The organism is Mesorhizobium sp. WSM4841 (genome assembly GCF_055811515.1).
The window spans coordinates 1-23,838 of sequence record NZ_JBVVQC010000053.1; the positions used below are offsets into that span (position 1 = coordinate 1).

At 62.3% G+C, this 23,838-nt stretch carries 25 protein-coding genes; 13 read left to right on the forward strand and 12 right to left on the reverse strand.

Features of this window, described 5'->3' with window-relative positions; all coding sequences use genetic code 11:
• Nucleotides 1–634: 634 nt before the first annotated feature.
• The 5 genes from AC0L14_RS33140 to AC0L14_RS33160 all read left to right on the forward strand — a co-directional run bounded on the left by AC0L14_RS33140 (nucleotide 635) and on the right by AC0L14_RS33160 (nucleotide 4,366).
• Nucleotides 635–964 (forward strand): hypothetical protein, encoded by a 330-nt coding sequence (locus tag AC0L14_RS33140; RefSeq protein WP_473486755.1) that lies wholly within the window; start codon nucleotides 635–637, stop codon nucleotides 962–964.
• A 61-nt stretch (nucleotides 965–1,025) separates the two neighbouring features.
• Complete coding sequence (locus AC0L14_RS33145; RefSeq protein WP_473529820.1) at nucleotides 1,026–1,271, forward strand: hypothetical protein; 246 nt, start codon at nucleotides 1,026–1,028, stop codon at nucleotides 1,269–1,271.
• Between the two features lie 120 nt (nucleotides 1,272–1,391).
• The gene (locus AC0L14_RS33150) at nucleotides 1,392–1,784 is read left to right on the forward strand and encodes a response regulator (protein ID WP_473752050.1); all 393 of its coding nucleotides are present in this window, start codon (nucleotides 1,392–1,394) and stop codon (nucleotides 1,782–1,784) included.
• A gap of 605 nt (nucleotides 1,785–2,389) precedes the next feature.
• Nucleotides 2,390–2,590, forward strand: coding sequence for a hypothetical protein (locus AC0L14_RS33155; RefSeq protein WP_123150929.1), 201 nt, complete (start codon nucleotides 2,390–2,392; stop codon nucleotides 2,588–2,590).
• Between the two features lie 549 nt (nucleotides 2,591–3,139).
• Nucleotides 3,140–4,366: an anion transporter gene (locus AC0L14_RS33160; protein WP_473752051.1), complete on the forward strand. Its 1,227-nt coding sequence runs from the start codon at nucleotides 3,140–3,142 to the stop codon at nucleotides 4,364–4,366.
• Between the two features lie 47 nt (nucleotides 4,367–4,413).
• Here AC0L14_RS33160 and AC0L14_RS33165 read toward each other — a convergent pair whose 3' ends face one another.
• Nucleotides 4,414–4,803 (reverse strand): YkvA family protein, encoded by a 390-nt coding sequence (locus AC0L14_RS33165; RefSeq protein ID WP_473486758.1) that lies wholly within the window; start codon nucleotides 4,801–4,803, stop codon nucleotides 4,414–4,416.
• A 101-nt stretch (nucleotides 4,804–4,904) separates the two neighbouring features.
• Complete coding sequence (locus AC0L14_RS33170; RefSeq protein WP_473752052.1) at nucleotides 4,905–5,402, reverse strand: MarR family winged helix-turn-helix transcriptional regulator; 498 nt, start codon at nucleotides 5,400–5,402, stop codon at nucleotides 4,905–4,907.
• A 170-nt stretch (nucleotides 5,403–5,572) separates the two neighbouring features.
• Here AC0L14_RS33170 and AC0L14_RS33175 point away from each other — a divergent pair, with 170 nt between their 5' ends.
• Nucleotides 5,573–6,373 (forward strand): SDR family NAD(P)-dependent oxidoreductase, encoded by an 801-nt coding sequence (locus tag AC0L14_RS33175; RefSeq protein ID WP_473752054.1) that lies wholly within the window; start codon nucleotides 5,573–5,575, stop codon nucleotides 6,371–6,373.
• 49 nt (nucleotides 6,374–6,422) lie between these two features.
• On the opposite strand, the gene AC0L14_RS33180 is transcribed toward AC0L14_RS33175, so the two are convergent.
• The 4 genes from AC0L14_RS33180 to AC0L14_RS33195 form a co-directional block, all read right to left on the reverse strand.
• Nucleotides 6,423–6,707 carry a cupredoxin domain-containing protein gene (locus AC0L14_RS33180; protein ID WP_473486761.1) on the reverse strand — a complete coding sequence of 95 codons (285 nt, stop codon included), beginning with the start codon at nucleotides 6,705–6,707 and terminating at the stop codon, nucleotides 6,423–6,425.
• Nucleotides 6,708–6,748: 41 nt separating this feature from the next.
• Nucleotides 6,749–7,273: a DUF4142 domain-containing protein gene (locus AC0L14_RS33185; RefSeq protein WP_473486762.1), complete on the reverse strand. Its 525-nt coding sequence runs from the start codon at nucleotides 7,271–7,273 to the stop codon at nucleotides 6,749–6,751.
• A gap of 98 nt (nucleotides 7,274–7,371) precedes the next feature.
• Nucleotides 7,372–8,037 carry an RNA polymerase sigma factor gene (locus tag AC0L14_RS33190; protein WP_473486763.1) on the reverse strand — a complete coding sequence of 222 codons (666 nt, stop codon included), beginning with the start codon at nucleotides 8,035–8,037 and terminating at the stop codon, nucleotides 7,372–7,374.
• Between the two features lie 225 nt (nucleotides 8,038–8,262).
• Entirely contained in the window at nucleotides 8,263–9,432 is a 1,170-nt protein-coding gene (locus AC0L14_RS33195) for a cystathionine beta-lyase (protein ID WP_473486764.1), read from the reverse strand.
• Between the two features lie 444 nt (nucleotides 9,433–9,876).
• Here AC0L14_RS33195 and AC0L14_RS33200 point away from each other — a divergent pair, with 444 nt between their 5' ends.
• The 5 genes from AC0L14_RS33200 to AC0L14_RS33220 all read left to right on the forward strand — a co-directional run bounded on the left by AC0L14_RS33200 (nucleotide 9,877) and on the right by AC0L14_RS33220 (nucleotide 14,936).
• On the forward strand, nucleotides 9,877–10,905 hold the full coding sequence (locus AC0L14_RS33200) for an amino acid ABC transporter substrate-binding protein (protein ID WP_352951723.1): 1,029 nt from the start codon (nucleotides 9,877–9,879) through the stop codon (nucleotides 10,903–10,905).
• Between the two features lie 63 nt (nucleotides 10,906–10,968).
• The gene (locus AC0L14_RS33205) at nucleotides 10,969–12,156 is read left to right on the forward strand and encodes an amino acid ABC transporter permease (protein WP_473486765.1); all 1,188 of its coding nucleotides are present in this window, start codon (nucleotides 10,969–10,971) and stop codon (nucleotides 12,154–12,156) included.
• A 4-nt stretch (nucleotides 12,157–12,160) separates the two neighbouring features.
• Nucleotides 12,161–13,318 carry an amino acid ABC transporter permease gene (locus AC0L14_RS33210; RefSeq protein WP_473486766.1) on the forward strand — a complete coding sequence of 386 codons (1,158 nt, stop codon included), beginning with the start codon at nucleotides 12,161–12,163 and terminating at the stop codon, nucleotides 13,316–13,318.
• Between the two features lie 75 nt (nucleotides 13,319–13,393).
• On the forward strand, nucleotides 13,394–14,143 hold the full coding sequence (locus AC0L14_RS33215; RefSeq protein WP_174654397.1) for an amino acid ABC transporter ATP-binding protein: 750 nt from the start codon (nucleotides 13,394–13,396) through the stop codon (nucleotides 14,141–14,143).
• Between the two features lie 106 nt (nucleotides 14,144–14,249).
• On the forward strand, nucleotides 14,250–14,936 hold the full coding sequence (locus tag AC0L14_RS33220) for a TIGR02117 family protein (RefSeq protein WP_473752055.1): 687 nt from the start codon (nucleotides 14,250–14,252) through the stop codon (nucleotides 14,934–14,936).
• Between the two features lie 24 nt (nucleotides 14,937–14,960).
• On the opposite strand, the gene AC0L14_RS33225 is transcribed toward AC0L14_RS33220, so the two are convergent.
• The 3 genes from AC0L14_RS33225 to AC0L14_RS33235 all read right to left on the reverse strand — a co-directional run bounded on the left by AC0L14_RS33225 (nucleotide 14,961) and on the right by AC0L14_RS33235 (nucleotide 16,883).
• Nucleotides 14,961–15,137, reverse strand: coding sequence for a hypothetical protein (locus AC0L14_RS33225; RefSeq protein ID WP_473486768.1), 177 nt, complete (start codon nucleotides 15,135–15,137; stop codon nucleotides 14,961–14,963).
• A gap of 251 nt (nucleotides 15,138–15,388) precedes the next feature.
• A complete protein-coding gene (locus AC0L14_RS33230; protein WP_473489771.1) occupies nucleotides 15,389–16,621 on the reverse strand; it encodes an FAD-dependent monooxygenase in 1,233 nt (410 codons plus the stop codon).
• A 16-nt stretch (nucleotides 16,622–16,637) separates the two neighbouring features.
• Nucleotides 16,638–16,883: a zinc-finger domain-containing protein gene (locus tag AC0L14_RS33235; RefSeq protein WP_029354249.1), complete on the reverse strand. Its 246-nt coding sequence runs from the start codon at nucleotides 16,881–16,883 to the stop codon at nucleotides 16,638–16,640.
• A 315-nt stretch (nucleotides 16,884–17,198) separates the two neighbouring features.
• Between AC0L14_RS33235 and AC0L14_RS33240 the strand changes: the two genes are divergently transcribed.
• Together AC0L14_RS33240 and ppx are read left to right on the forward strand one after the other, a co-directional pair.
• The gene (locus AC0L14_RS33240; RefSeq protein ID WP_473752056.1) at nucleotides 17,199–19,400 is read left to right on the forward strand and encodes an RNA degradosome polyphosphate kinase; all 2,202 of its coding nucleotides are present in this window, start codon (nucleotides 17,199–17,201) and stop codon (nucleotides 19,398–19,400) included.
• Nucleotides 19,400–20,935, forward strand: a complete 1,536-nt coding sequence (gene ppx / locus AC0L14_RS33245; RefSeq protein ID WP_473752057.1) for an exopolyphosphatase — start codon at nucleotides 19,400–19,402, stop codon at nucleotides 20,933–20,935. Before AC0L14_RS33240 ends, ppx begins: the two co-directional genes overlap by 1 nt.
• Before the next feature lie 28 nt (nucleotides 20,936–20,963).
• On the opposite strand, the gene AC0L14_RS33250 is transcribed toward ppx, so the two are convergent.
• The 3 genes from AC0L14_RS33250 to fumC all read right to left on the reverse strand — a co-directional run bounded on the left by AC0L14_RS33250 (nucleotide 20,964) and on the right by fumC (nucleotide 23,503).
• The gene (locus AC0L14_RS33250) at nucleotides 20,964–21,386 is read right to left on the reverse strand and encodes a DoxX family protein (protein ID WP_473752058.1); all 423 of its coding nucleotides are present in this window, start codon (nucleotides 21,384–21,386) and stop codon (nucleotides 20,964–20,966) included.
• A 171-nt stretch (nucleotides 21,387–21,557) separates the two neighbouring features.
• Complete coding sequence (locus AC0L14_RS33255; RefSeq protein WP_473752060.1) at nucleotides 21,558–21,980, reverse strand: DoxX family protein; 423 nt, start codon at nucleotides 21,978–21,980, stop codon at nucleotides 21,558–21,560.
• A gap of 125 nt (nucleotides 21,981–22,105) precedes the next feature.
• Complete coding sequence (gene fumC, locus AC0L14_RS33260; RefSeq protein ID WP_473752061.1) at nucleotides 22,106–23,503, reverse strand: class II fumarate hydratase; 1,398 nt, start codon at nucleotides 23,501–23,503, stop codon at nucleotides 22,106–22,108.
• Between the last annotated feature and the right edge of the window lie 335 nt (nucleotides 23,504–23,838).

A 23,838-nucleotide genomic window follows, 5' to 3' on the forward strand; every position in this document is an offset into this window, starting at 1 on the left:
ACCCCCGCCCACCCTGTGCCTGGTGAACGACTGATCGCCCGCCGTGCCGAAAGGTGCGGCGGGCTTTTTGACTTCCGTATGGAACACCGGCTCGGGGAGGGCGTTCGGCTTCCGCAGCATCTTCTCCTCTCCCGGAGGCGCGGGCTTTTCGAGCGGTGGTTATCTGGTTGACAGGCCCGGTTGGGAGATAGCCAACAAACCGTGCTACATGGGCGATGAAATTCCCCCGCCCGGCGTACGACCTTGCCAACACATTGAGCGAGATCGGGCTGGCGCGGGCGCTACGTGCCACCCTTGCGCATCAGAGGGCGCGAATGATCGCCTTACTTAGCGATCTGCCCAAACCCGAATGGAAGCCAGAGATGCCGCCGCCGTCCGCGCTCATTTGCGAGCTGCCGGCGCTGCCCAGCCGTAGGCGTTGACTGATTTTTTCCGTTCCGGAAAATGCTGATGCATGTCGCGCAAAAGTGTACAGCGGTTTTGCGATAACGACATGCATAAAACAGCAACCTAAAGCGTCGCACGAGGCCGGTCAAACGCGACGCGCTTTAAGGCTTGCCTGTCGCAACCGATGGTAGTAGATTGATATGATTAATTCTAAAAGTTGAGCAGATGTGACAGGTTACTGGGTGCCATGGGCGAGCGCGGTGAGGAATACCTCCCTGAATGGATTGCAGGCCATCTGTCCGATGATCCGGTAATTGCCGGAGACATCTCGGCCAGAATTTGGAACATGAAGAACGTTGGGCTCCCGTCCCGTGGGATCAGGAGAAGCCAGCGGAAAGAAGCGTTGATCGAGGGCGGAGGTGAAGCTTTGGAAGCTCAGTCGACTCGCGCGATCACCGTCATCTTTCCAGACTCAACACCCATCATGCTACTGGCTGTCTTGGCGCTTTCTGTGCTGCTGCTCCTGGGCGTGGCAGGGTCCGGGCTATTAGATGAGGCGGTTGCGTCAAGGCTCTGATGGAAAGCGAGTTCGAACTGCTTGCTGTCGAGCGCGGAGAGGCAAGCCCGCATTTGCGCTCGTGGGCGAACCGGGCACCCGGAAATATGTCGGCAGTGCCTTCGTCAGCGTCAATCGCGAGATGCGCGAGCGGCTTTGGAAGCGCGTCCAGGAGCATGCCGGCGAGGCACCCAAGGACATGAAGAAGCGGCCGGCAACGCAGTGGGTGAAACCGGGCATGAAAGCCTGCGTGAAGCACTTGCGCGGCGAGGACGATCTTCGGCACGCCTTGCTTCCCAAAGCTTTGGGAAGACCAGGTGCGACGTGACTGTTTTCGCTCGTTAAAAATTGAGTATGGACTCTGATCCTGACAGGATTATGAATTATCCGGGCGCCGTTGTCGGGATGTCAGCGCACACCGTGCTCCTGCCCATCAAAGGAGGAGGACATGAGAAAGCCTCTGGCGCTCATCTTTGAGGACGAGCCGATGATCGTTATCGATATCGAGGCGTCACTCAGAGAGGCTGGCTTTACGGTGGCCTCAGAGCCAAGTTGCAGTCGTGCACGACTAATTTTGGCCCTTGTTGAGCCGGACGTCGTCATCCTGGACGTGCTCTTGCAGGACTGCATCAGCTCTTCGGTTGCTGAAGAACTCGTGGCCCGTAATATCCCTTTTGTAATTTACAGTGCCACGGACATCGAGGGCCGCGGTGAGGCTTTCAAGGCCGGTACTTTTGTCGCGAAACCTGCGGACGAATCCGTGCTTGTAGCTTTGGCGGATTCCATGGCTAGGGCATCCACGGCTGCGAGAACGCTTCGAGAAAGCTCGAGAGACGGGTGAGTGCTCTAAAATCCGCTGTCAGAAACTCAAAACCGCGCGACCGGCTACACCGAACGCATAAAGAGGCGACGAACCGCGCTGCGCCCCCGGCATGAGGCTCCACATCAGGCATCTCCGTGACGAGGAAGAACTGCGCCACGCCTCGATGCTGGGCTCCAGCGACGAGGACGCCTCGGTCGCGCTCGCACGGACCACCCGCCAAATCGAGGAATGGCGGGTGGTCCTTTATCAGCGCAGGAAGGGACTTAGCTGCCCAGATCTCAGTTTCGTTCTTCGGTCCAATTCGTCAAAGTCCGATTATCCCTAGCTAACGACCATTCCAATCGCCAGGAACGCGGTGGAGACGGCCTCCGGAGCGAGCAACCAGCGGGCTCGGTGAACGCTATTTTCCATGGGCTCTCCCATGAACTCAAAGCGAGCAACTACTACGAGCAGCCGCCGTTCCGGGTGGCGCGATGTCCGGACTATTACGCGAAACCAGGTGAGACTTAGGTCCCGTCTCGGATCAGACCGAAGCCCAGCCAAGGAACGTTTGCAGCTGCCTGAGGTTTGAAGAGCCTGGCGCGAAGACGATGCCGTTCAGCGCAGGGAGGAGTATGATCATCATGTCGAACCGTGAGATTGGAGCGTCCCAGGCGCTGCGAATGCGCGTGGCCGACCTCAATGAGAGGATGCGCGGCGCCCGGATTACCGAGAGTGAACTGAAGACCTTTCGAAAGGTCGCGGCCGTCATGGAGGGCGGCAAGGGCAGAATCGATGCCGACGATTTGATTGCCGCATCCTTCGTCGTCGAGACGCTGGACTAGCCAAACCGCCTACAAGCTCTCCAGAATGCGAGGCGCTGCAATGTCCCTCTCTCCCAGCCTATTCTCTGTTGGCCTGACTTTCCAATGCCCGCAATGCGACTTCGCCGTTATCAAGAACGGCAGCTGGTTTCAGGTCGTTTCCCACTACAGGTGTGAGGGATGCGGACGCGAGATCCGGATTACCTATCGCGACAAGATTGCGATCTTCCAGAAGCACGCGCACTTGGCCATGCCGCCGCCGGGAGCGCGGTAGATGCGACAGATGTGCAGACCCCTTCATCGGATGTGAGCTCGAATTGCTGGGGTCGAGTGCGAGGCGCCGGCATTCGCTCTGATGGGCGAGATCGGCACGCGCAAGTATGTCGGCTCGGCCTTCACTGATTCCAGCCGCGCGATGGTATCACCAATCGCCCGGGCGCCTCGGTAGACAGGATTCGCCGACGTCGCGGGCATCTCTTGTGCTTGCGTTCATTCATGTCGCAGTGAGGAGGGGCATTGGCGATTCGCCAATGGCGGGGCAGGGCGGATCTGAACGGGGCTTTTCCACGAATGACATTGATGGGCGCGGCGGCACTGCTGATCCTGATCCTGACCTATGCCGGCGTCGCCGTCGGCAGGTTCCCCGGCTTGCGCCTCGACCGGGCAGGCATTGCGCTGCTCGGCGGTGCGGCGATGATCGCCATCGGCGCGCTCAGCCCGGAGGATTCCTACCGTGCCATCAATTTCGATACCATCACGCTGCTGCTCGGCATGATGATCCTTGTGGCGCATCTGAAAGTGTCGGGCGCTTTTCGCGCGCTCGGCGCCGTCGCCATCGAGCACGCGCACGCGCCGTTCATGCTGCTGGTGATGGTGACGCTGCTGACCGGCGTTCTGTCAGCGTTCCTGGTCAATGACGCGATCTGCCTGGTCATGGCGCCGATCGTCGTCCACGTCACCCGCGTCATCAACCGCAACCCGCTTCCCTATCTGATCGCTACCGCCACGGCGTCGAATTGCGGCAGCGTCGCCACCATCACCGGCAACCCGCAGAATATGGTCATCGGCGCGCTGTCGGGGATATCCTATCCGGCCTTCTCGGCAGCCCTGGCGCCGGTCGCGCTATTCGGCCTCATCGCCGTCATCGTCATAGTACGGATCGTCTATCGCGCCGAATTCGCGCGCAAGGCCGAGCTCAGCCCCGAGGTCTATCGCGGCCGCATGCTGCCGGGACAGGTGGTCAAGGCCGTGGTCGTCTGCATCGGACTGGCGATAGCCTTCTTTGCCGGCGTCCCGGTTGCCAAGGCGGCGCTCATAGGCGGCGCCATTCTTCTCGTGACCCGCGCAATCAAGCCGGCGCGCATCTACCGCGAGATCGACGGGCCGCTGCTGTTCATGTTCGCCGGCCTGTTCATCGTCGTCGCCGGCGCCGAGAAGACGCTGCTCAGCCCCGACATCGTCGCCTCGGCAAAAAACCTCGGGCTGGACGACGTCTGGCGGCTGTCCGGCTTCACCGCAGTGCTGTCCAACATCATGAGCAACGTTCCGGCCGTGCTGGCGCTGCGGCCGTTCATACCAGGCCTGGAAGACCCCGAGCGCGCCTGGCTGGTCGTCGCAATGAGCTCGACGCTGGCCGGCAATTTCACGCTGCTCGGTTCAGTCGCCAATCTGATCGTCGCCGAGTACGCGCGGGTCTCCGGCACACCACTGTCGTTCGCCGCCTTCTTCAAGGTCGGCTTGCCGCTGACGCTGGTCACGCTGCTTGCCGGGACGGCATGGCTGGCGCTCGGGTTTTAGGCCGCCGGCGCAGCAGCCTAGGCGGTTCAAGCGCAAGCCTGATCAGACTATTTGGCGTGGGTGGGCCAGAACGCCCAAATCAGCAAAGCTGCCAAAGCCAGCCAGAGCGCCACGACAAGAAACATCCCCGTCCTGCTTTGCGGGTGTTTTTCGAGCGCGGCAGCCCGCGCTCGAAACTCGTCCATCAGCGGCGGCGGAACAAGCCTTATGGCGAGGATTACGCCGAGCGGGACGATGATCAGGTCGTCGAGATAGCCGAGCACCGGAATGAAATCCGGGATCAGGTCGATTGGGGAAAGCGCATAGGCGGCCACCATCCCTGCAACAAACTTTGCAAACCAGGGCACCCGAGGATCGCGTGCGGCGAACCACAGGGCGACGACATCAAGCTTGATGTCGCGCGCCCGGCTCTTTGCCGCTTCCAGCCATGCTTTCATAGGGTTACTTTAGCACAGATTGTCGTCCGCCTGCATCCGAGCGGTTGCCGGTCGCGCAAAACCAGACCGTCCATAGCGCGTCCCAAAGGGCGTGCGGCGCTTTAGCACTCCGACGATTCGGTGCTGCTCGCCGGCTTCGCGCCCGAAACATAGGAGTCGAGAAAGTCCTGCGAGGCGACATCGTCGGCGAGGCTCCTCAGCTTTTCGGCCGCGGCCGCCCCCAAAATCGCCTCGACGCGCCGGTTGGCCTCGACCCACACGACATATGCCTGCTGGTATCGCGCTTTTCCGAGCGGCGTCAGTACAGCATGTTTCGTTCGCCGATCGTGGGTATCGTGGCGGACCTCGACCAGACCGTCTCGCACAAGCGGCCGCAGAGCGTGCGTCAGCGCTGAGATCTGGATCGCCAGGCGGCCGGCGAGGACCTGCAGCGTCGGCCCATCCTCGCCGTAAGCGGTCGCGAGCCCGTCGATCTGGCCGAGCAGAAGGGTTTGCGTTGACGTCAGCCCGGTTGGGACCAACGCCGCGTCATACAACTGGCCAAGCCGGCGCGCCGCACGGCGCAGCGACGAATTGATGCAAACGAAATCGCTCGGCATGCCGGGCGCTTCTGCATCTGGCTCGTCCCGATCTTCGAGCGTCGCAAACGATTCGACTGTTTTTTTCATCCTTACAAAATAGTTGAGGGCTGAAGCATTGCAAAGGGGCACAGATCTGGTAGTTAGTTGAGCGCTCAACATTTGAGCGCTCAACATTCAGGAGATAACCCATGTCGAACTCCGCTTCCAAGCCGGTCGCCGTCGTCACCGGCGCCTCCGCCGGCATCGGCGCTGTCTATGCCGACCGCCTCGCTGCCCGTGGTTATGATCTTGTGCTCGTGGCGCGCCGCGCCGAACGCCTGAAAACCCTCTCGGCAAAGCTGTCGCGGGCCTATGGCGCCAAGGTCGAGGTGATCGGCGCCGACCTGACCAAGGAGGAGGGCTTGGCGCGTGTCGAGAAGGTGCTCGCCACTAACCCCGCCATCACCTTGCTTGTAAACAACGCCGGCAACGGCACGCTCGGATCGACGATAAACACGTCCGACGAGAATGCCGCGTCGACAATTGCGCTCAACATCACGGCGCTGACGCGCCTGACCCGAGCGGCGCTGCCGGCATTCCTGTCGCGCAACGCCGGGGCGATAATCAACATGGCCTCGGTCATGGCGCTGCACTCGCTGCCGATCACCTCTCTCTACAGCGGCACCAAGGGTTATGTGGTGAACTTCAGCCGTGGCCTGCAGGAGGAGCTTGCCGGAACCGGCGTCAGGCTGCAGCTCGTTCTTCATGCCGCGACCGCCACCGAATTCTACGAGTTCGCCGGCATGCCGCTTTCAGCGTTCGACCCGGCAGTGGTGATGACCGCGGAAGACATGGTCGATGCGGCCCTGGCAGGGTTCGATCAGGGTGAAGCCATCACGCTGCCGTCGGTCCACGACCGCGCGCTTTGGGAAACCTATGACGCCGCCCGCGCCACCTTGTTCGCCGCGACGCAGACCGGCGAGCCGGCGCCTCGCTACCAGGCGGCTTGACGTCGCCGAACCGCCCTGCGAGCGCGCAGGGCGGTCTCCGCTGGCATGGCTAGGGCGACGTCACCGTCAGACGGCCTTTCATATTGGGATGGAAGCGGCAAAAATAGTCGACCGAACCTGCCGTCTTCAGCGTCAGGCTCGCCGATGTCTTCGGCGGGATCATCACCTCCCAGCCGCCTTTGACGGTCGCCGTGTGGGCGAACACGTCCTTGTTGACCCACTCGATCGTGTCGCCGACCTTCGCCTCGATGCTAGCGGGCGAAAACACCAGTTTCTCGATCGTCACCTCGATCGTTTCGGCCTTGGCTGGTGCGGCAGCAATAATTAGTGCCATTGCAATCCATAGATGTCGTTTCGACACCGTTGGTGCTGTTCTCATTTCAGCATGCCGGCGACATGTTCGGCATGCTGTTCATGGCCCTGGAATAGCTTCAGGCCGGTCTCCAGCAGGCTCTTCAGTTCGGCATTCTCGACCGAGGGGATCAGCAGGGTTTCGAGCGCGCCGTTGACCTGCTTGTGGTAGGCGACCTCGTTGTCGACATAGGCCTTGTCGAACGCGGCGCCGTCGAGCTTGGCGAGCTTCGCCCGTTCCTCGTCCGCCGCCTTGGTCAGCGCCTTGCTGGTGGCGTTGTCCTCTGGCGTTACGTTGAGCTTCTTGACCAGGTCAAGGGCTTGTTTGTTTACGGCTTCATGGTCTCGCACCATGTCTTTGGCGAAATCGAGAATCTCCTTGTTCTTCGATTTCTTCAGCGCTTGCATGGCCGCCTCGACGTCAAGCACGCCGGCTGTGTAGGCGATGTGGGCGATCTGCGGGTCGCTCGGCTTGTCGGAGGCTTGCGCCAACGTCGCTGCGCTGAGCAGGAAAAGCGCTGCCAGTGCGGTGGTCGATCGAATAAACATGACGTTCTCCTTCGCCGGATGCGGTTGGCTCCGGGCATTTTCAGTTGACGATGATTGGATGCCGGAAGGGGGCAAACGTTCCCGGGAATTGGGGAAAATCAGTCTGTAAAGCCAAGCCGCTGCATCACCGCGGCGGTCAGCCTGTCACACCGGCGGCCGGCGAAGGGGAAGGCATCGAGCAGCACCGGGCCGATCTGATCGGCCAGCGCCTTGCGGACGAGGGCGCGGGCGCGGTGCAGCCGGGTCTTGACGGTTTCGGGCCGCACATCAAGCAATTCGGACGTCTCGTCTATGCTGAGACCCTCGATCACCCGCGCCACGAATACTGTCCGGTAGACATCGGGAAGGCGATCGGTCGCCCGTTCGACAAGCTCGAGGATCTGCCGTTGCGCCATCATCCGCTCCGGATCGTCGCTGGGATTGAGGGGGAACTTGATGATTTCGGCTTGTAGATTTTGCGGCATCGCTACCGTTCGCCGCCCTTTGCGCAAACGCCCAAGCGCCTCGTTGATGACGATGCGTGACAGCCATGTGGCGAGAGAGGATTCGCCGCGAAAATCCCCGAGCTGGGCAAAGGCCCTGACATAGGCCTCCTGTACGATGTCTTCAGCCTCGCTGTCGTTGCGGACGACGCTGCGGGCGATACGATAGAGTCGCTGGTTGTGCATTTTGATAATTGTGTGGAAGGCTCCGCCCTCGCGCGCCAGCGCACGGCCGACAAGCTGCATCTCGCCAGGTGCGGCGGGCATGACGGTCGCAGACATGACCGGTTTCCTCATCGCGAGCCAATCTCCTGACCGGAGGGCAAATCCTCCGATCGAAACATTGGACGGCCTAACCGGCAAAAGGTTCCGAACATTTTTCCCGGCGGCCAGCACCGCCTACGCTACCGCTTCCACCAGCAGCTTGTCTGCAGCTTGCGCGCGCCGTTGCGGCCAGCAGATCGGCCGGGCCGAGGATGCGCCTGTTGGAAGACCCCCTGCCGTCGCTCAAGCTCCCGCCGCCGCGGCGAGGCCGCGTGCCAGATCGGCCTTCAAATCCTCGACATCCTCGAGCCCGATCTGCAGGCGGATGAGCGGGCCGTCATAAGGACCCTTGGCGACGACGCGGTCGCCGAGGAACACCGGCACCGCAAGGCTCTCATAGCCGCCCCAGGAATAGCCGAGGCCGAATATCCTGAGCGCGTCGAGGAAGGCATGCTGCTGTTTCTGGTCGCCGCCCTTGAGCACGATCGAAAAAATGCCGCTCGAGCCGCAGAAGTCGCGCTTCCAGAGATCGTGATCGGGGTGGCTGCCAAGCGCTGGATGCAGCACGCGCGCCACGCCCGGCTGGCCCTCCAGCCAGACGGCGATGGCCAGTGCGCTGCGCTGATGGCGGTCCAGCCGTACGCCCATGGTGCGCAGGCCGCGCAGCACCTGATAGACATCGTCCGGCCCGGCGCAGCAGCCCATTGTGTAGAAGGTCTCGCAAAGCTGTTTCCAGCAGGCGTTGTTGGCCGACGCGGTGCCGAGCAGCACGTCGGAATGGCCAGCCGGATATTTCGTCGCCGCATGGATCGAGATGTCGACGCCATGGTCGAGCGGTCGGAAGTAGAGCGGCGTCGCCCAGGTGTTGTCCATCATGACGATCGCACCTGCGGCATGTGCCGCGCTGGCAATAGCTGGTATGTCCTGCACCTCGAAAGTGTTGGAGGCCGGCGATTCGGTGAACACGACCCTGGTGTTGGACTTGATCAGCGCGGCAATAGCGGCGCCGACATGCGGATCGTAGTACTCGACCTCGATGCCCAGCCGTTTCAGCATCGTGTCGGCGAAATTGCGGGTCGGGTGATAGACGGAATCGACGATCAGGACATGGTCGCCCGCCGATAGGAAGGCGAGCAGCGGCAGCGTCACCGCCGCCAGGCCCGAGGGCACCACAATCGTGCCGGCCGAGCCTTCCAGCCCGTCGATGGCGCTGGCAAGGGCGTCGGTGGTCGGCGTGCCGCGCGTGCCGTAGGTGTATTTCTGGCTGCGTGCCGCCATCGTCGCCGCGTTGGGATAGAGCACGGTCGAGGCATGCACGACCGGCGGATTGACGAAGCCGAAATAGTCGTGCGGATTGTTGCCCGAATGGGCAAGCCGCGTGTTGATGCCCATTTCGTTGCCGTCTTTTGTCATTGCGCTTCGCCTCTGATGAAGCGCTAGCCATAGTGCGGCGGCATTGGCCGCGCAACCGTCCGCCATCCGCCAGCCGGCGGACTTCGGATATGCCAATTGATTCGCTGACAACCCTGTAATGCGTGGCGTTCCGAAGGCGGATTTTCAAAGGCCCAGCCCCGACTTGCGTCGACCGGGCCTTGCCGGCTTTGTTCGCACTCATGGCTAATTTCCCGGCGCGTTTGTCTGCAATTCAGGCATTTGCGGCAATTGGTTTTCAAACTGTTTCGGTTTCGGTCATTTTCCTTGACCTCACTGAAATAATCGCCTTCGATGCAGTTCGTGAATGGGAGGCAGCGCGTCGGTTGCGATGCGGGGTTCCGGGAATGGGCCGGAACGGGAAGCTGCGTTCACACGGAAAAAAGTCAGGTTCGCCTGAAAAAAACAGAAAAGGGTCTGTGGGTTATGAAACACATTGCAATCGGCATCCTGGGCGCCGCCGCGCTTGGATTGGTGGCTTCGGCCGCGTCGGCGGCCACGCTCGACGACGTCAAGGCCAAGGGCTTCATCCAATGCGGCGTCTCGACCGGTCTGGCCGGCTTCTCGGCGCCGGACGACAAGGGCGACTGGCAAGGCATCGATGCGGATTTCTGCCGCGCTGTCGCGGCCGCCGTTTTCGGCGATGGCACCAAGGTCAAGTTCACGCCGCTCAGCGCCAAGGAACGCTTCACCGCACTGCAGTCAGGCGAGATCGACCTCCTGTCGCGCAACACCACCTGGACCATCAACCGCGATACGGCGCTTGGGCTGAATTTCGTCGGTGTCACCTACTATGACGGCCAGGGCTTCATGATCAATGCCAAGAAACTGCCGGGCGTGAATTCCGCACTGCAGCTTTCGGGCGCGGCGGTCTGCGTGCAGAGCGGCACCACGACCGAACTCAACCTTGCCGACTATTTCAAGTCGAACAAGATGGAATACAACCCGGTCGTCTTCGAAAAGCTGGAAGAGGTCAACGCCGCCTATGACGCCGGCCGCTGCGACGTCTACACCACCGACCAGTCCGGCCTCTACGGCATCCGCCTGACGCTCGGCGCACCCGCCGACCACGTCGTGCTGCCCGAGATCATCTCCAAGGAACCGCTCGGACCGGCCGTGCGCCAGGGCGACGACCAATGGTACCACATCGTCAAGTGGACCTACTTTGCGCTGCTCGGCGCCGAGGAACTCGGCATCACCAAGGCCAATGTCGAGGAGATGAAGACCTCGGACAATCCTGAGATCAAGCGTGTGCTCGGCCAGGAGGCCGATACCAAGATCGGCACCGATCTCGGCGTCTCCAACGACTGGGTCGTCAACATCGTCAAGGCAGTTGGCAATTACGGCGAAATGTTCGAACGCAATGTCGGTTCGGGCAGCCCGCTGAAGATCGCGCGCGGCATCAACGCGTTGTGGACCAAGGGCGGCCTGCAATACGCTCCGCCGATCCGCTGATCGAAATGTGATCCGGAAGGCAGCGTTCCTGCCTTCCGGTTTCTCTTTCCAGGGGATGGTCGAATGGCATCGCAGGAAATTCTTCGCGAGGAGCCAAGCCGCGGCTCCTTTATCAACGATCCGAAGGTCCGCGGCATATTCTTCCAGGCGGTGGTCGTCATCGTGCTGGTGGCGTTGGTCTGGTGGATCGTCCAAAATACCATCGACAATCTGACGCGCCTGCACATTGCATCAGGCTTCGGCTTCCTAAGGGGCCGCGCCGGTTTCGACATCAGTGACAGCGCCATCGCCTATTCGTCGGATTCGACCTATGGCCGCGCCATTGCGGTCGGCTTCATCAACACGCTCATCGTTGCCGCCGCCGGCATCATTACCGCCACCATCATCGGCTTCATCCTCGGCATCGGCCGGCTTTCGCACAACTGGCTGATCCGCAAGATCTGCATGGTCTATGTCGAGGTCTTCCGCAACATTCCGCCGCTGCTGGTTATCTTCTTCTGGTATTCCGGCGTGCTTGCCGTGCTTCCCATACCGCGCGAGAGCATCAACCTGCCTTTCGGCTCGTTTCTCAACCAGCGTGGCTTCTATTTTCCGCGCGCCGTCTGGGGCGACGGCTCCTGGTTGATCTTCGTCGCTTTGCTTGTCGGCATCGCCATGGCGTGGTTCGTTGCCCGCAAGGCGCGTCAGCGGCAGATGGCGACCGGCCAGCAATTCCCGGTGTTCTGGACGTCGGCGGCGCTGATCGTCGGCCTGCCGTTGCTTGCCTATGCGCTGAGCGGCTTCCCGCTGAGCTTCGACTATCCAAAGCAATCGACCTTCAACCTGACTGGCGGCTTCCAGGTCAAGCCGGAGTTCCTGTCGCTCTATCTGGCGCTGTCCTGCTATACTGCGGCCTTCATCGCCGAAATCGTGCGCGCCGGCATCATGGGCGTCAGCAAGGGCCAGAGCGAAGCAGCCGGTGCGCTGGGTCTGCGTCCAGGATCGATCCTGCGGCTTGTGGTTGTTCCGCAAGCCATGCGCATCATCATTCCGCCATTGACCAGCCAGTATCTGAACCTGACCAAGAACTCTTCGCTCGCCATCGCCATCGGTTATCCGGATCTGACGGCGACCGCCGGAACGGTGCTGAACCAGACCGGCCAGGCGATCGAGTGCGTGCTGATCATGATGGTGGTCTATCTCGTGCTCAGCCTGCTGACCTCGGCGGTGATGAACGTGGTCAACGCCAGGATGGCGCTGGTGGAGAGGTAGCGACATGCAGGAACACGATACCTCCTGGGTTCGGACCGAAATGGCGCTGTCGCAACAGGCGCCCGCCGGCGTGCGCGGTCTGGGGGCCTGGATCCGCAAGAACCTGATCGCGTCGACCGGCGACACCATCCTGACCATCGTCGGCATCGTACTGGTCGCGATGATCCTGCCGCAGATTATCAATTGGGCCTTCATCAACGCCCAATGGACCGGAACCGACCGCACCTTCTGCGCCACGGTGGCGCAGGGCGGCATCCAGCCGGACGGCTGGTCCGGCGCCTGCTGGGCCTTCGTCAACGCCAAGTTCGGCCAGTTCATGTTCGGCCGTTATCCGATCGAGGAGCGCTGGCGGCCGATCCTGGTCGCCATCCTGTTCGTGGTGTTGCTGGTGCCGTTGCTCATCCCGCGCGTGCCGCGCAAGGGGTTGAACGCCATCCTGTTCTTCCTGGCACTGCCGATCGTTGCCTTCATCCTGCTGACCGGCGGCGTGTTCGGCCTGCTGCATGTCGAAACTCCGCTGTGGGGCGGCCTGCTGGTGACGCTCAGCCTGTCCTTCGTCGGCATTGCTGTTTCACTGCCGGTCGGCATCGTGCTGGCGCTCGGCCGGCGCTCGAAGATGCCGATCGTCAAGACGCTGTGCGTCATCTTCATCGAGACGGTGCGCGGCATCCCGCTGATCACCGTGCTGTTCATGGCCAGCGTCATGCTGCCGCTTTTCCTGCCGGCCGGCGTCACCTTCGACAAGTTGCTGCGCGCGCTGATCGGCGTATCGTTGTTTGCCGCTGCCTATATGGCCGAAGTGGTGCGCGGCGGCCTGCAGGCGATCCCCAAGGGCCAGTATGAGGGTGCCGATTCGCTCGGCCTCGGCTACTGGCAGAAGATGGGCCTGATCGTGCTGCCGCAGGCGCTGAAGCTGGTCATTCCCGGCATCGTCAACACCTTCATCGGCATGTTCAAGGACACCAGCCTTGTCTACATCATCGGCATGTTCGACCTGCTCGGCGTCGTCAAGCTGCACTTTTCCGACGCCAACTGGGCGACGCCGCAGACCGCCAGGTCCGGCCTGGTGTTTGCAGCCTTCGTCTTCTGGCTGTTCTGCTTCGGCATGTCGCGCTATTCGATGTTCACGGAACGCCGGCTCGACACCAGCTACAAACGCTAAGAACAAAAAAGGGAACCTTCCATGGCCACAGAAAATGCCGTCAGCGCGGAAGAGATCAAGGTCAATGCCGCCAAGATGCATATCTCCGACACCGATGTCGCCATCGACATCATCGCCATGCACAAATGGTACGGCGAATTCCATGTGCTGAAGGACATCAACCTGAAGGTGATGCGCGGCGAGCGGATCGTCATTTGCGGCCCTTCGGGCTCCGGCAAATCAACGATGATCCGCTGCATCAACCGGCTGGAAGAGCACCAGAAAGGCAAGATCATCGTCGACGGCAAGGAATTGACCAACGATCTCAAGAAGATCGACGAGGTGCGCCGCGAGGTCGGCATGGTGTTCCAGCACTTCAACCTGTTCCCTCATTTGACCATCCTGGAAAACTGCACGCTGGCGCCGATCTGGGTGCGCAAGACGCCGAAGAAGCAGGCCGAGGAAATCGCCATGCACTTCCTCACGCGCGTCAAGATCCCGGAACAGGCCAACAAATATCCCGGCCAGCTTTCCGGCGGCCAGCAGCAGCGCGTCGCCATCGCCCGCTCGCTATGCATGAACCCGCGCATCATGCTGTTCGACGAGCCGACCTCGGCGCTCGATCCGGAAATGATCAAGGAGGTGCTGGAGACGATGGTTGGCCTCGCCGAAGAAGGCATGACAATGCTCTGCGTCACCCACGAGATGGGCTTTGCCCGCAAGGTCGCCAACCGGGTGATCTTCATGGATCAGGGCCAGATCGTCGAGCAGAACACCCCGGCCGAGTTCTTCGACCATCCGCGCCACGAGCGCACAAAACTGTTCCTGTCGCAGATCCTGCACTGATCGCTCTCATGCAAATCAAAAAAGAGCCCGGCCGAAACCGCCCGGGCTCTTTTTGCGTCTGAGCCGTCAGCCCCCGATTGCGCCCCAATTGCGAGGCCGTTCCCTCATGAGAAAGCCGTCCCTCGTGAAAAAGCTTGGGCGTTTTCTCGCCATTCTGGTGGTGGCAATAGTGCTTGCCGTGATGCTGGGCACAGTCATTCCACGGCCGCTCTTGTCGGCGGCCGCCGCCGATCCCGTCGCCACCAGGCACATCCTGGTGCTGAAAAATCCGATCCACACCGATATCGCCATTCCGGTCGATGACGATGTGCGCAGACGCTTCCATTTCCTGGTCGATGGCGGCATTCCGGCCGGCATGGCCGAGGTCCGCTACATCGTCTTCGGCTGGGGCGGCCGCGCCTTCTATCTGGAGACGCCGACCTGGTCGGAACTGAAGGCCGTGCCGGTGATGAAGGCGCTGACTTTGGACGCATCGGTGATGCATGTCGATGTCGCCGGCAATATTGTCGAGCCGCATGCCGACGTGGCCGGCTTCGACATCAGCGAGCAGCGTTTTGCAGCGCTGCTCGACTTCATCGCCGCGAGTTTCCAGCAAGGGCCGAACGGTCCGATCCTGATCGAGAATGCCGCCTATTCCAGGTTCGACCGCTTTTACGAAGCCAACGGCCATTTCAATGCGCTGGTTGGCTGCAACACCTGGACGGCGGCGGCTCTACGTATCGCCGGCCTGCGGACAGGCTGGTGGAATCCGCTGCCGGCCTTGCTGGACATATCGATGCGGATTTATAATTGATGGTCGCAGACACGCCCGAACGGATCAGTCGGTCTTGCGGTTACGTGCGCTACGCCAAAATTTCTCGGTTATCTTGGGAAGATCGCTGACGTCGATGTCGACCTCCGGCCGCGCGATCAACCAAGCGATCTCGGCTTTCTGAGCATCCGTTAAAGGTGGAGGATTCCTCGGATCGATTTCATGTCGGATGACTTCGGCCACAGCGCCTTAATACTCAGTGCTGGCACTGCAGTCGAATGCGAGCGCCTCATTCCTTCGCACCCCCCTCCGGCCTGCCGGCCATCTCCCCCGCAAGGGGGGAGATCAGCAGCTTCGGCGCTCCGCTCACTCCTGCAACGTTGCAGATTGGCGAAGGCCGCAGTGACGGCCAATCTCCCCCCAAGTGGGGGAGATGTCCGGCAGGACAAAGGGGGGCGCTGTCCTGGGCGCTGTCCCGCCAGACGGTCGAGTTTTCATCGCCGATCGACGATTTCCGGCGGCCGCCAGCCATAGAGCCAGTCGAGATCGGCCGCGAGCTTTTCCGGCGAGCGCAGCTTCAGGAACAGGTTGCGCGCGACGGCCACCGGCCCCGCTGCATGCCAGGCGAAGCGGTTGACGGCACCGCGGCGGGCGACCCTGGCGATGCGCGGGCGCCGCACCTTTTCCCAGGCGGCAAGCGCGCTCCCTGGATCGGCAGGCGAGGCGGCGACAAAGCCGGCAAGGGTTGCGGCATCCTCGATCGCCATCGCCGCGCCCTGCGCCGCAAACGGCGTCATCGCATGCGCCGCGTCGCCGATCAGGGCGATGCCGGCGGGCGTCGTCGTCCATGGCTGTGCTTGGTCGACCGTATGGATCGGCCATGCGGTCCACGGGCCGGCGTCCTCGGCAAGACGGGCCAGTGCTGGCGCCGTGCCACGCATGGCGCCGGCGAGGATATTGGGGTCGGCGTGGCCCGACCAGCCCTCGGCGATGATCTCGCCCCTGGTGAAGGCGGCCAGATTGAAAGCCGTGCCGTTACTGACCGGATAGGTGACGAGGTGGAAGCCGGGATGCAGGAAGGTGGTCACGCAATTGGCGGCGCCGACCGCCGCAACGGCTTCTCCCGCGACGCTGTCTGCACTGATCGTAGCGCGCCACGCAAGCTCGCCCGAAAACCGGCTTTTGGCCGCAAGCCCGCCAAAAGCGCGGATCGCCGACCAGACACCGTCGGCGCCGATCAGCAGAAAGCCGTCGGCTTCCACCGTCTTGCCGGCAATCTCGACTGTTGCCGTGTTATGGCGCGGTCCTGTGGCGACGCCGCTGACGCGCGCGCCGGTGGCGAGACTGATGTCCGGCTGTTCGGCGATCCGCGCCATCAGCGCGTCTTGCAGGTCGGCCCGATGAGCGACGAGATAGGGCGCCTGCCAGCGCCTTTCGGCTGCTTCGCCAAGCGGCACCCGCGCCAGCTCGCGCAGCGTGGCCGCCTCCTTGAGCACGACCGCCTCCGGCCGCATCGCCGCCGGCAACAGCCGGTCGAGCACGCCGAGGTGGCGAAGGATGCGCGTCGCGTTGGGTGAGAGCTGGATGCCGGCGCCGGCGGCTTCGAGGCGCGGCGCCTGTTCGAACAGCCGCACCAGATAGCCGCGCTCGGAAAACGCCAGCGCCGCAGTCAGTCCAGCGACGCCGGCTCCGGCGATAACCACCTGCCGGGACCGGGTGTCGTCCATGCGGATGGCGTGCGCGTCAGGCAGCCTGGTCGATATAGAGGCATCCCGCAGGCTGCGTTTCCGTCGCCTTCAGCTTTGGCGAATAGCGATAAAGGGTCGAGCAATAGGGGCAGACCTTTTCATTGTCGTCGCCCATGTCGAGAAACACATGCGGATGGTCGAAAGGTGGGTTGGCGCCGGTGCACATGAATTCCTTGACGCCGATGTCGATCGCCGCATAGCCCGCATCGTTCTGGAAATGGGGAATGGAACCGCCTGCCATCGTCGTCTCCTATATTTGACGCATGACCCCGGATCATGCGCAAAACCAAAATTCCACCGCGACCTTTGCGCGTCCAAAGGACGCGCCGCGCTGTACCTGGATTGCATCTGGATCATAAGCAGTCTCTTTGCAAGATCGATGAAATCAAACTGTCGTAAAAGCCTGTCACAGGATAAGCTAAGCCGGTTAAGGCATGGTCCGAAAACCGAATTCGGTTTCGCTGGGGATCATGCGTAGCTTAAGTGTGGGAGCGTCCTTTGCGCGTCCGCAAAGACGCGCCACGCTGTGGCCAGCGGTGCGAAACGAGCAGGAACCATGAACGAACTAAAGCCGGTGCAGAGCGAATTCACCACTGTCGAGGTGGCGAGCCCCGAGGGCGGCAACCCGGACCGCTTCGTCAACCGCGAGTTTTCCTGGCTGCAATTCAACCGCCGCGTCCTCGAGGAATCGCTGAACGCCAATCATCCGCTGCTCGAGCGTGTCCGCTTCCTGTCGATTTCGGCCGCCAATCTCGACGAGTTCTTCATGGTCCGCGTCGCCGGTCTCGCCGGCCAGGTTCGCGAAGGCATCACGCTGAAGAGCCCGGATGGCCGCACCCCCGTACAACAGCTGGAACAGTTGCTGCGCGAGGTCGAGCGCCTGCAGGAGGACCAGCAGAAAAGCCTTTCCGCGCTGATGCTGCTGCTCGACAAGGAAGGCATCGAGAGCATCAGCCGCGATGCGCTGACCAAGGACGAGAAGACCTGGCTCGAGGATCATTTCCAGGAGCAGGTGTTTCCGGTGCTCACACCGCTTTCGATCGACCCGGCGCATCCGTTCCCATTCATTCCCAATCTCGGCTTCTCGATGGCCCTGCAACTGCGCCATCGCAGGAATGGCGAAGAGATGAGCGCCCTGTTGCGTCTGCCGGTGGCGCTGAAGCGGTTCATCCGCTTGCCTGACCGCAAGCGTCATTTCCGCTTCATTCCGCTGGAAGAGGCGGTCGGTCTCTATATCGGCAAGCTGTTCCCCGGCTACGAAGTCAAGGGCTCCGGCACGTTCCGCATCATCCGCGACAGTGACATCGAGGTCGAGGAAGAGTCCGAGGATCTCGTGCGCCTGTTCGAGACGGCGCTGAAGCGCCGCCGCCGCGGCTCGGTCATCCGCATCGAATTCGACAAGCTGATGCCGGCCGAACTGCGCGAGTTCGTCGCCGGCGAGCTTGGCGTCTCGTCGAGCCGCATCAGCGTGCTCACCGGTCCGCTGGCGCTCAGCCAGATTTCCGAGATCGTCGCCATCGCCCGCGACGATCTCAAGTTCACGCCCTATAATCCGCGCTTTCCCGAGCGCATCCGCGAGCACGGCGGTGACTGTTTCGCCGCCATCCGCGAGAAGGACATCATCGTTCATCACCCCTACGAATCCTTCGACGTGGTGGTGCAGTTCCTGCGCCAGGCGATGGCCGACCCGGAAGTGGTGGCGATCAAGCAGACGCTCTATCGCACCTCGAACGACAGCCCGATCGTGCGCGCTTTGGTCGACGCGGCGGAGGCCGGCAAGTCGGTGACGGCGCTGGTCGAGCTCAAGGCACGTTTCGACGAGGAAGCCAACATCCGATGGGCGCGCGACCTCGAGCGCGCCGGCGTTCAGGTCGTGTTCGGCTTCCTCGAACTGAAGACCCATGCGAAAATGTCGCTGGTGGTGCGGCGCGAGGACGGCAAGCTGCGCAATTACGTGCATCTCGGCACCGGCAACTACCACCCGGTCACCGCGCGCATCTACACCGACCTGTCCTTCTTCACCACCGATCCGACGATCGCCCGCGATGTCGCCCAGCTGTTCAATTTCATCACCGGCTACGCCGAGCCGACCGAGGAGATGCGGCTGGCCATCTCGCCGTTCACCCTGCGCAAGCGCATCCTCAAGCACATTTCGGAGGAGATTTCGCATGCGCTGGAGGGCAGGCCGGCCCGCATCTGGATGAAGATGAATTCGCTGGTCGACCCGATCATCATCGACGCGCTCTATGACGCCAGCCGCGCCGGCGTCGAGATCGATCTCGTCGTGCGCGGCATCTGCTGCCTGAGGCCCCAGGTGCCGGGCCTGTCGGAAAACATAAGGGTCAAGTCGATCGTCGGCCGCTTCCTCGAACACAGCCGCATCTATTGTTTCGGCAACGGCCATGGACTACCGTCGGACGGGGCGGTCGTCTACATCTCATCGGCCGATTTGATGCCGCGCAATCTCGACCGTCGCGTCGAAACCATGGTGCCGATCACCAACCCAACGGTGCATGAACAAGTCCTCGGCCAGATCATGCTGGGCAACATCATGGACAACCAGCAAAGTTTCGACGTATTGGCTGACGGAACCTCCCGGCGCGTTGTGCTGGAGGAGGGCGAGGAACCGTTCAACGCGCAGGAATATTTCATGACCAATCCGAGCCTTTCCGGACGCGGCGATGCGCTGAAGTCGCATGCGCCCAAGCGCATCGCGCAGTTCAAGCGCCGCAAGAAAAACGGCGCAGCGACCGGCTGATGATTTCAACGTCCCAGGGCCGGCTTCAGGACCGCCGACCGCTGTCCATCATCGACATCGGGTCGAACTCGATCCGTCTTGTCGTCTATGAGGGGCTGGCGCGCTCGCCGACCACGCTGTTCAACGAAAAGATGCTGGCCGGCCTCGGTCGCGGTATCGTTTCGACCGGAAGGCTCGATCCCGAGGCGGTAACCCGCTCGATGGAGGAATTCCGCCGTTTCCGCGCGCTGTCGGAGCAGGCCGGCGCCGAGCATATGTATGTGCTGGCGACCGCCGCCGCCCGCGAGGCGGTCAACGGCCCCGATTTCATCCACCGCGCCGAAGATGTACTCAAGACCGAGGTCCAGGTGCTGAGCGGGCGCCAGGAAGCGCATTATTCCGCGCTCGGCGTCATTTCCGGCTTCCATCCGGCCGACGGCATCGCCGGCGACCTCGGCGGCGGCAGCCTCGAGCTGGTCGACGTCGACGGCGAGGCAATCGGCGACGGCATCACGCTGCCGCTGGGCGGCCTTCGCCTGCAGGATATGGCCAAGAACTCACTGCCCCAGGCGGGAAAGATAGCGCGCGACGAGCTCGCGAAGGCGAGGCTCCTGAAAGGCGGGCAGGGCAGGCCGTTCTATGCAGTCGGCGGCACCTGGCGAAACCTGGCCCGGCTCTACATGGAAATGACCAGCTATCCGCTGAACGTCATGCACCATTACGAGATCGGCATCGACAGCGCTGCGAACTTCCTCAAGCAGGTCGCAAAGGGCGAGATCGAGAAGGTAAGGGGCATCGAAGGCGTCTCGAAGAACCGCCGCTCGCTGCTGCCTTATGGCGCCATCGTGCTGCAGGAGATCATGGCGGCGATGCAGCCGTCCAAGATCATGGTCTCGGCGCTGGGCGTGCGCGAGGGCTTTCTCTATTCGCTGCTCGACAAAGCCGAGCAGAAGGCAGATCCGCTGATCTCGGCCTCGGAGGAACTCGCCCGGCTGCGTTCGCGCTCGGTCACCCACGCGCATGAGCTTGTCGAGTGGACGGGCAAGACATTCGCCGCCTTCGGCATCGAGGAGACCGTCGACGAGGCGCGCTACCGCCAGGCCGCCTGTCTGCTTGCCGACATCGGCTGGCGCGCGCATCCAGAATATCGCGGCAAGCAGTCGCTCAACATCATTGCCCACGCCTCCTTCATCGGCGTCGACCATCCCGGCCGCGCCTTCCTGGCGCTGGCCAACGCCTACCGTCACGAGGGCATATTCAACGAATCGATCGCGCCGGAAATCAAGGCACTGGCAGCCCCGCGCTATATCGAGCGCGCCCGCATGCTGGCCGCGGTGATGCGCGTCGTCTATCTGCTGACGGCGGCGATGCCGGGCGTCATGCCGCGGCTGAAATGGGAGAGACGCGGCAATGGCGCGCTGGCGCTGGTGCTGCCGGCGTCGCTGGCCGATCTTTACGGCGAGCGGCCGGCCGGGCGCCTGGCGCAACTGGCAAGGGTCACCAATCGCCGGCTGGTGCTGGCGGTCGAGGGCGGTCCCAATATGCCAGCCAAGTAATCTGGCTCAGTCAAATAGCTCGTATCGGTCAAGTCGTTTCAGGATCGATCCGAAGTGTCCGCCCGTCGATCGAATAGGCGCCTGCGCCAGCCATCGCCAGCGCCAGAAACCCACCTGATATGGCGATGTCCTTCATCAGCATCTGTGAATGCATGAAGGCAAGCATCGGGTCGTCGCCACCCTGGCCATAATGGCCGATGAAGCCTGCCGCGATGCAGAAGGCGGCGAGCAGCAGCGCCACGATCGGCGTCTTGAAGCCGACGAGGATGAGTAGCCCGGCGACCAGCTCGAACAGGCCCGTTGCCCAGGCTACGAGCGTCGGCAACGGCAGGCCGAGGCCGGAAAAATAGCCTGATGTCCCGGCAATATCAGTAAGCGCGTGGAAGCCGGACGGGACGAAGAGCGCGGCGAGCAGCAGTCGGGAAAGCAGTAGCAGCGCATTGCCAGGCATTGGTCACCTCCGAGGTCGGCCAGGCCGGTTGGCTTCACTCCGACGTCTCGATCTTAGCAGAAATTCGAGCCAGGCCACTCGGCCCGGCGAATCGAAAGTCTGGTAGATCGACAACGAAAAAGGGACGCGGAAAATTCCGCGCCCCTTGGTGCAAATCGTTCCTGGACCGCTTCAGCCGCGCTTGGCGTCGACCGAATAGGCGCCGGCGCCCGAGGAAGCCAGCACGAGGAAGCCGCCGGCAATCGCCAGGTTCTTCATGAAGCTGATCATCTGCATCTGATCGGCCCAGCCGGTGTGGGCGACCAGTCCCGTGGCGACGGTGAAGATTGCCAGCACCCAGGCGGTGATCCGGGTCTGAAAGCCGATGAGGATGGCAAGACCGCCGAGCAGCTCGATCAGGCCGACGACAATCGCGGTTACGGTCGGCATCGGCAGGCCCATGCTGCCGAAGTAGCCGGCGGTGCCGGCGATCGCAGTGAGCTTGCCGAAACCGGAAAGCACGAAGATGACTGAAAGCAGGACGCGGCCAAGCAGAATGGTGGCCGAGGCGTTGGAAACAGTGGCGGAACCGGCAACGGATGTGTTGGTGGACATGGTGGGCTCTCTCCGGAAGGGGGTTGGTGATGCCCGTCCAGATAGAGCAGGTCGACTGTTCACCAAAGATGCGGACTTGGTTACAGATTGTTCACAGCAGTAACGTTTTTGCGATCAGCGCAAGATCATCCTGGATGCGTCATGTCCTCCGGCCGTACCAAGCGGTCGTAGTCGGCTTCGCTGACAAGCCCGGTGGCCAGCGCTTCCTCGCGCAAGGTGGTGCCGTTCTTGTGCGCGGTCTTGGCGATCTTGGCGGCATTGTCGTAGCCGATGGTCGGCGCCAAAGCCGTCACCAGCATCAGCGAACGGTCGAGGGCAGCCTTGATGTTGTCTTCCCGTGCTTCGATGCCGACGACGCAATTGTCGGTGAAGGAGATGGCGGCGTCGGCGAGCAGCTGCACCGACTGCAGGAAATTATAGGCCATCAGCGGATTGTAGACGTTGAGCTCGAAATGGCCCTGGCTGCCGGCGAAGGTCACAGCCGCATTGTTGCCGAACACCTGGATGCAGACCTGCGTCAACGCCTCGCACTGGGTGGGGTTGACCTTGCCCGGCATGATCGATGAACCCGGCTCGTTTTCCGGCAGCGACAGTTCACCGAGGCCGGAGCGCGGGCCGGAGCCGAGCAGACGAATGTCATTGGCAATCTTGAACAGGGCGCCGGCGCAGGCGTTGATGGCCCCATGCGAGAACACCATTGAATCATGGGCCGCCAGCGCCTCAAACTTGTTCGGCGCGGTGACGAAGCCGATGCCGGTGATCGCGGCGATGCGCGCCGCCACCTTCTCTGCAAAACCGACCGGCGCGTTGAGACCGGTGCCGACGGCGGTGCCGCCTTGCGCCAGTTCTTGCAAGCCAGGCAGCGTCATCTCGATGCGTTTGATCGAGGAGGCGACCTGGGCGGCATAGCCTGAGAATTCCTGGCCAAGGGTGAGGGGCGTCGCGTCCTGCGTGTGGGTGCGGCCGATCTTGATGATGTGGGCGAAAGCTTTGGTCTTGGCCTCCAGCGCGGCGTGCAAATGCCTGAGCGCCGGCAACAGGTCGTGCACGATGCGCTCGGCGCAGGCGATGTGCATGGCCGTCGGATAGGTGTCGTTCGACGACTGGCTCATATTGACGTGGTCGTTGGGGTGCACTGGCTTCTTCGACCCCATGACGCCGCCCAGCAGCTCGATCGCCCGGTTGGAGATCACCTCGTTGGCGTTCATGTTGGATTGCGTGCCCGAGCCGGTCTGCCAGACGACCAGGGGGAAATGATCGTTCAGCTTGCCGTCTATGACTTCCCGAGAGGCTTCGATGATCGCCTTGCCGATGGCCGGGTCGAGCCGCTTCAGCTCCATATTGGTTTCGGCCGCCGCCCGCTTGACGATGCCGAGCGCGCGAACGATCGACGCCGGCTGCCTTTCCCAGCCGATTTTGAAATTGCCCAGCGAACGCTGCGCCTGGGCGCCCCAGTAACGGTCGGCGGCGACCTCGATGGGACCGAACGTGTCGGTTTCGGTTCTGGTCTCTGGCGCGCTCACATGTCTCTCCGATCTGTCGAATTCGGCACCGGCGTATCGCGTTGCACAAACGGCTTCAAGCGGAGATTGCGGGCGGCAAGAATGCAAATCGGTTGAAGGAGCGGGGGCTCTCCCTTCTCCCCTTGTGGGAGAAGGTGGCCGAGCGAAGCTCGGTCGGATGAGCGGTGTTGGACGGAGCGCCGTCGGTGCCAAGCTGGAACACCCCTCATCCGACCGAGCGGAGCTTGTCCTCGGGCTTGCCGGAGGCAAGACCCGTGGGCTCGGCCACCTTCTCCCACAAGGGGAGAAGGAAGAGGCTCCTCTCTCACCGACCAAGCAGCGATCGTGAGGTTGGA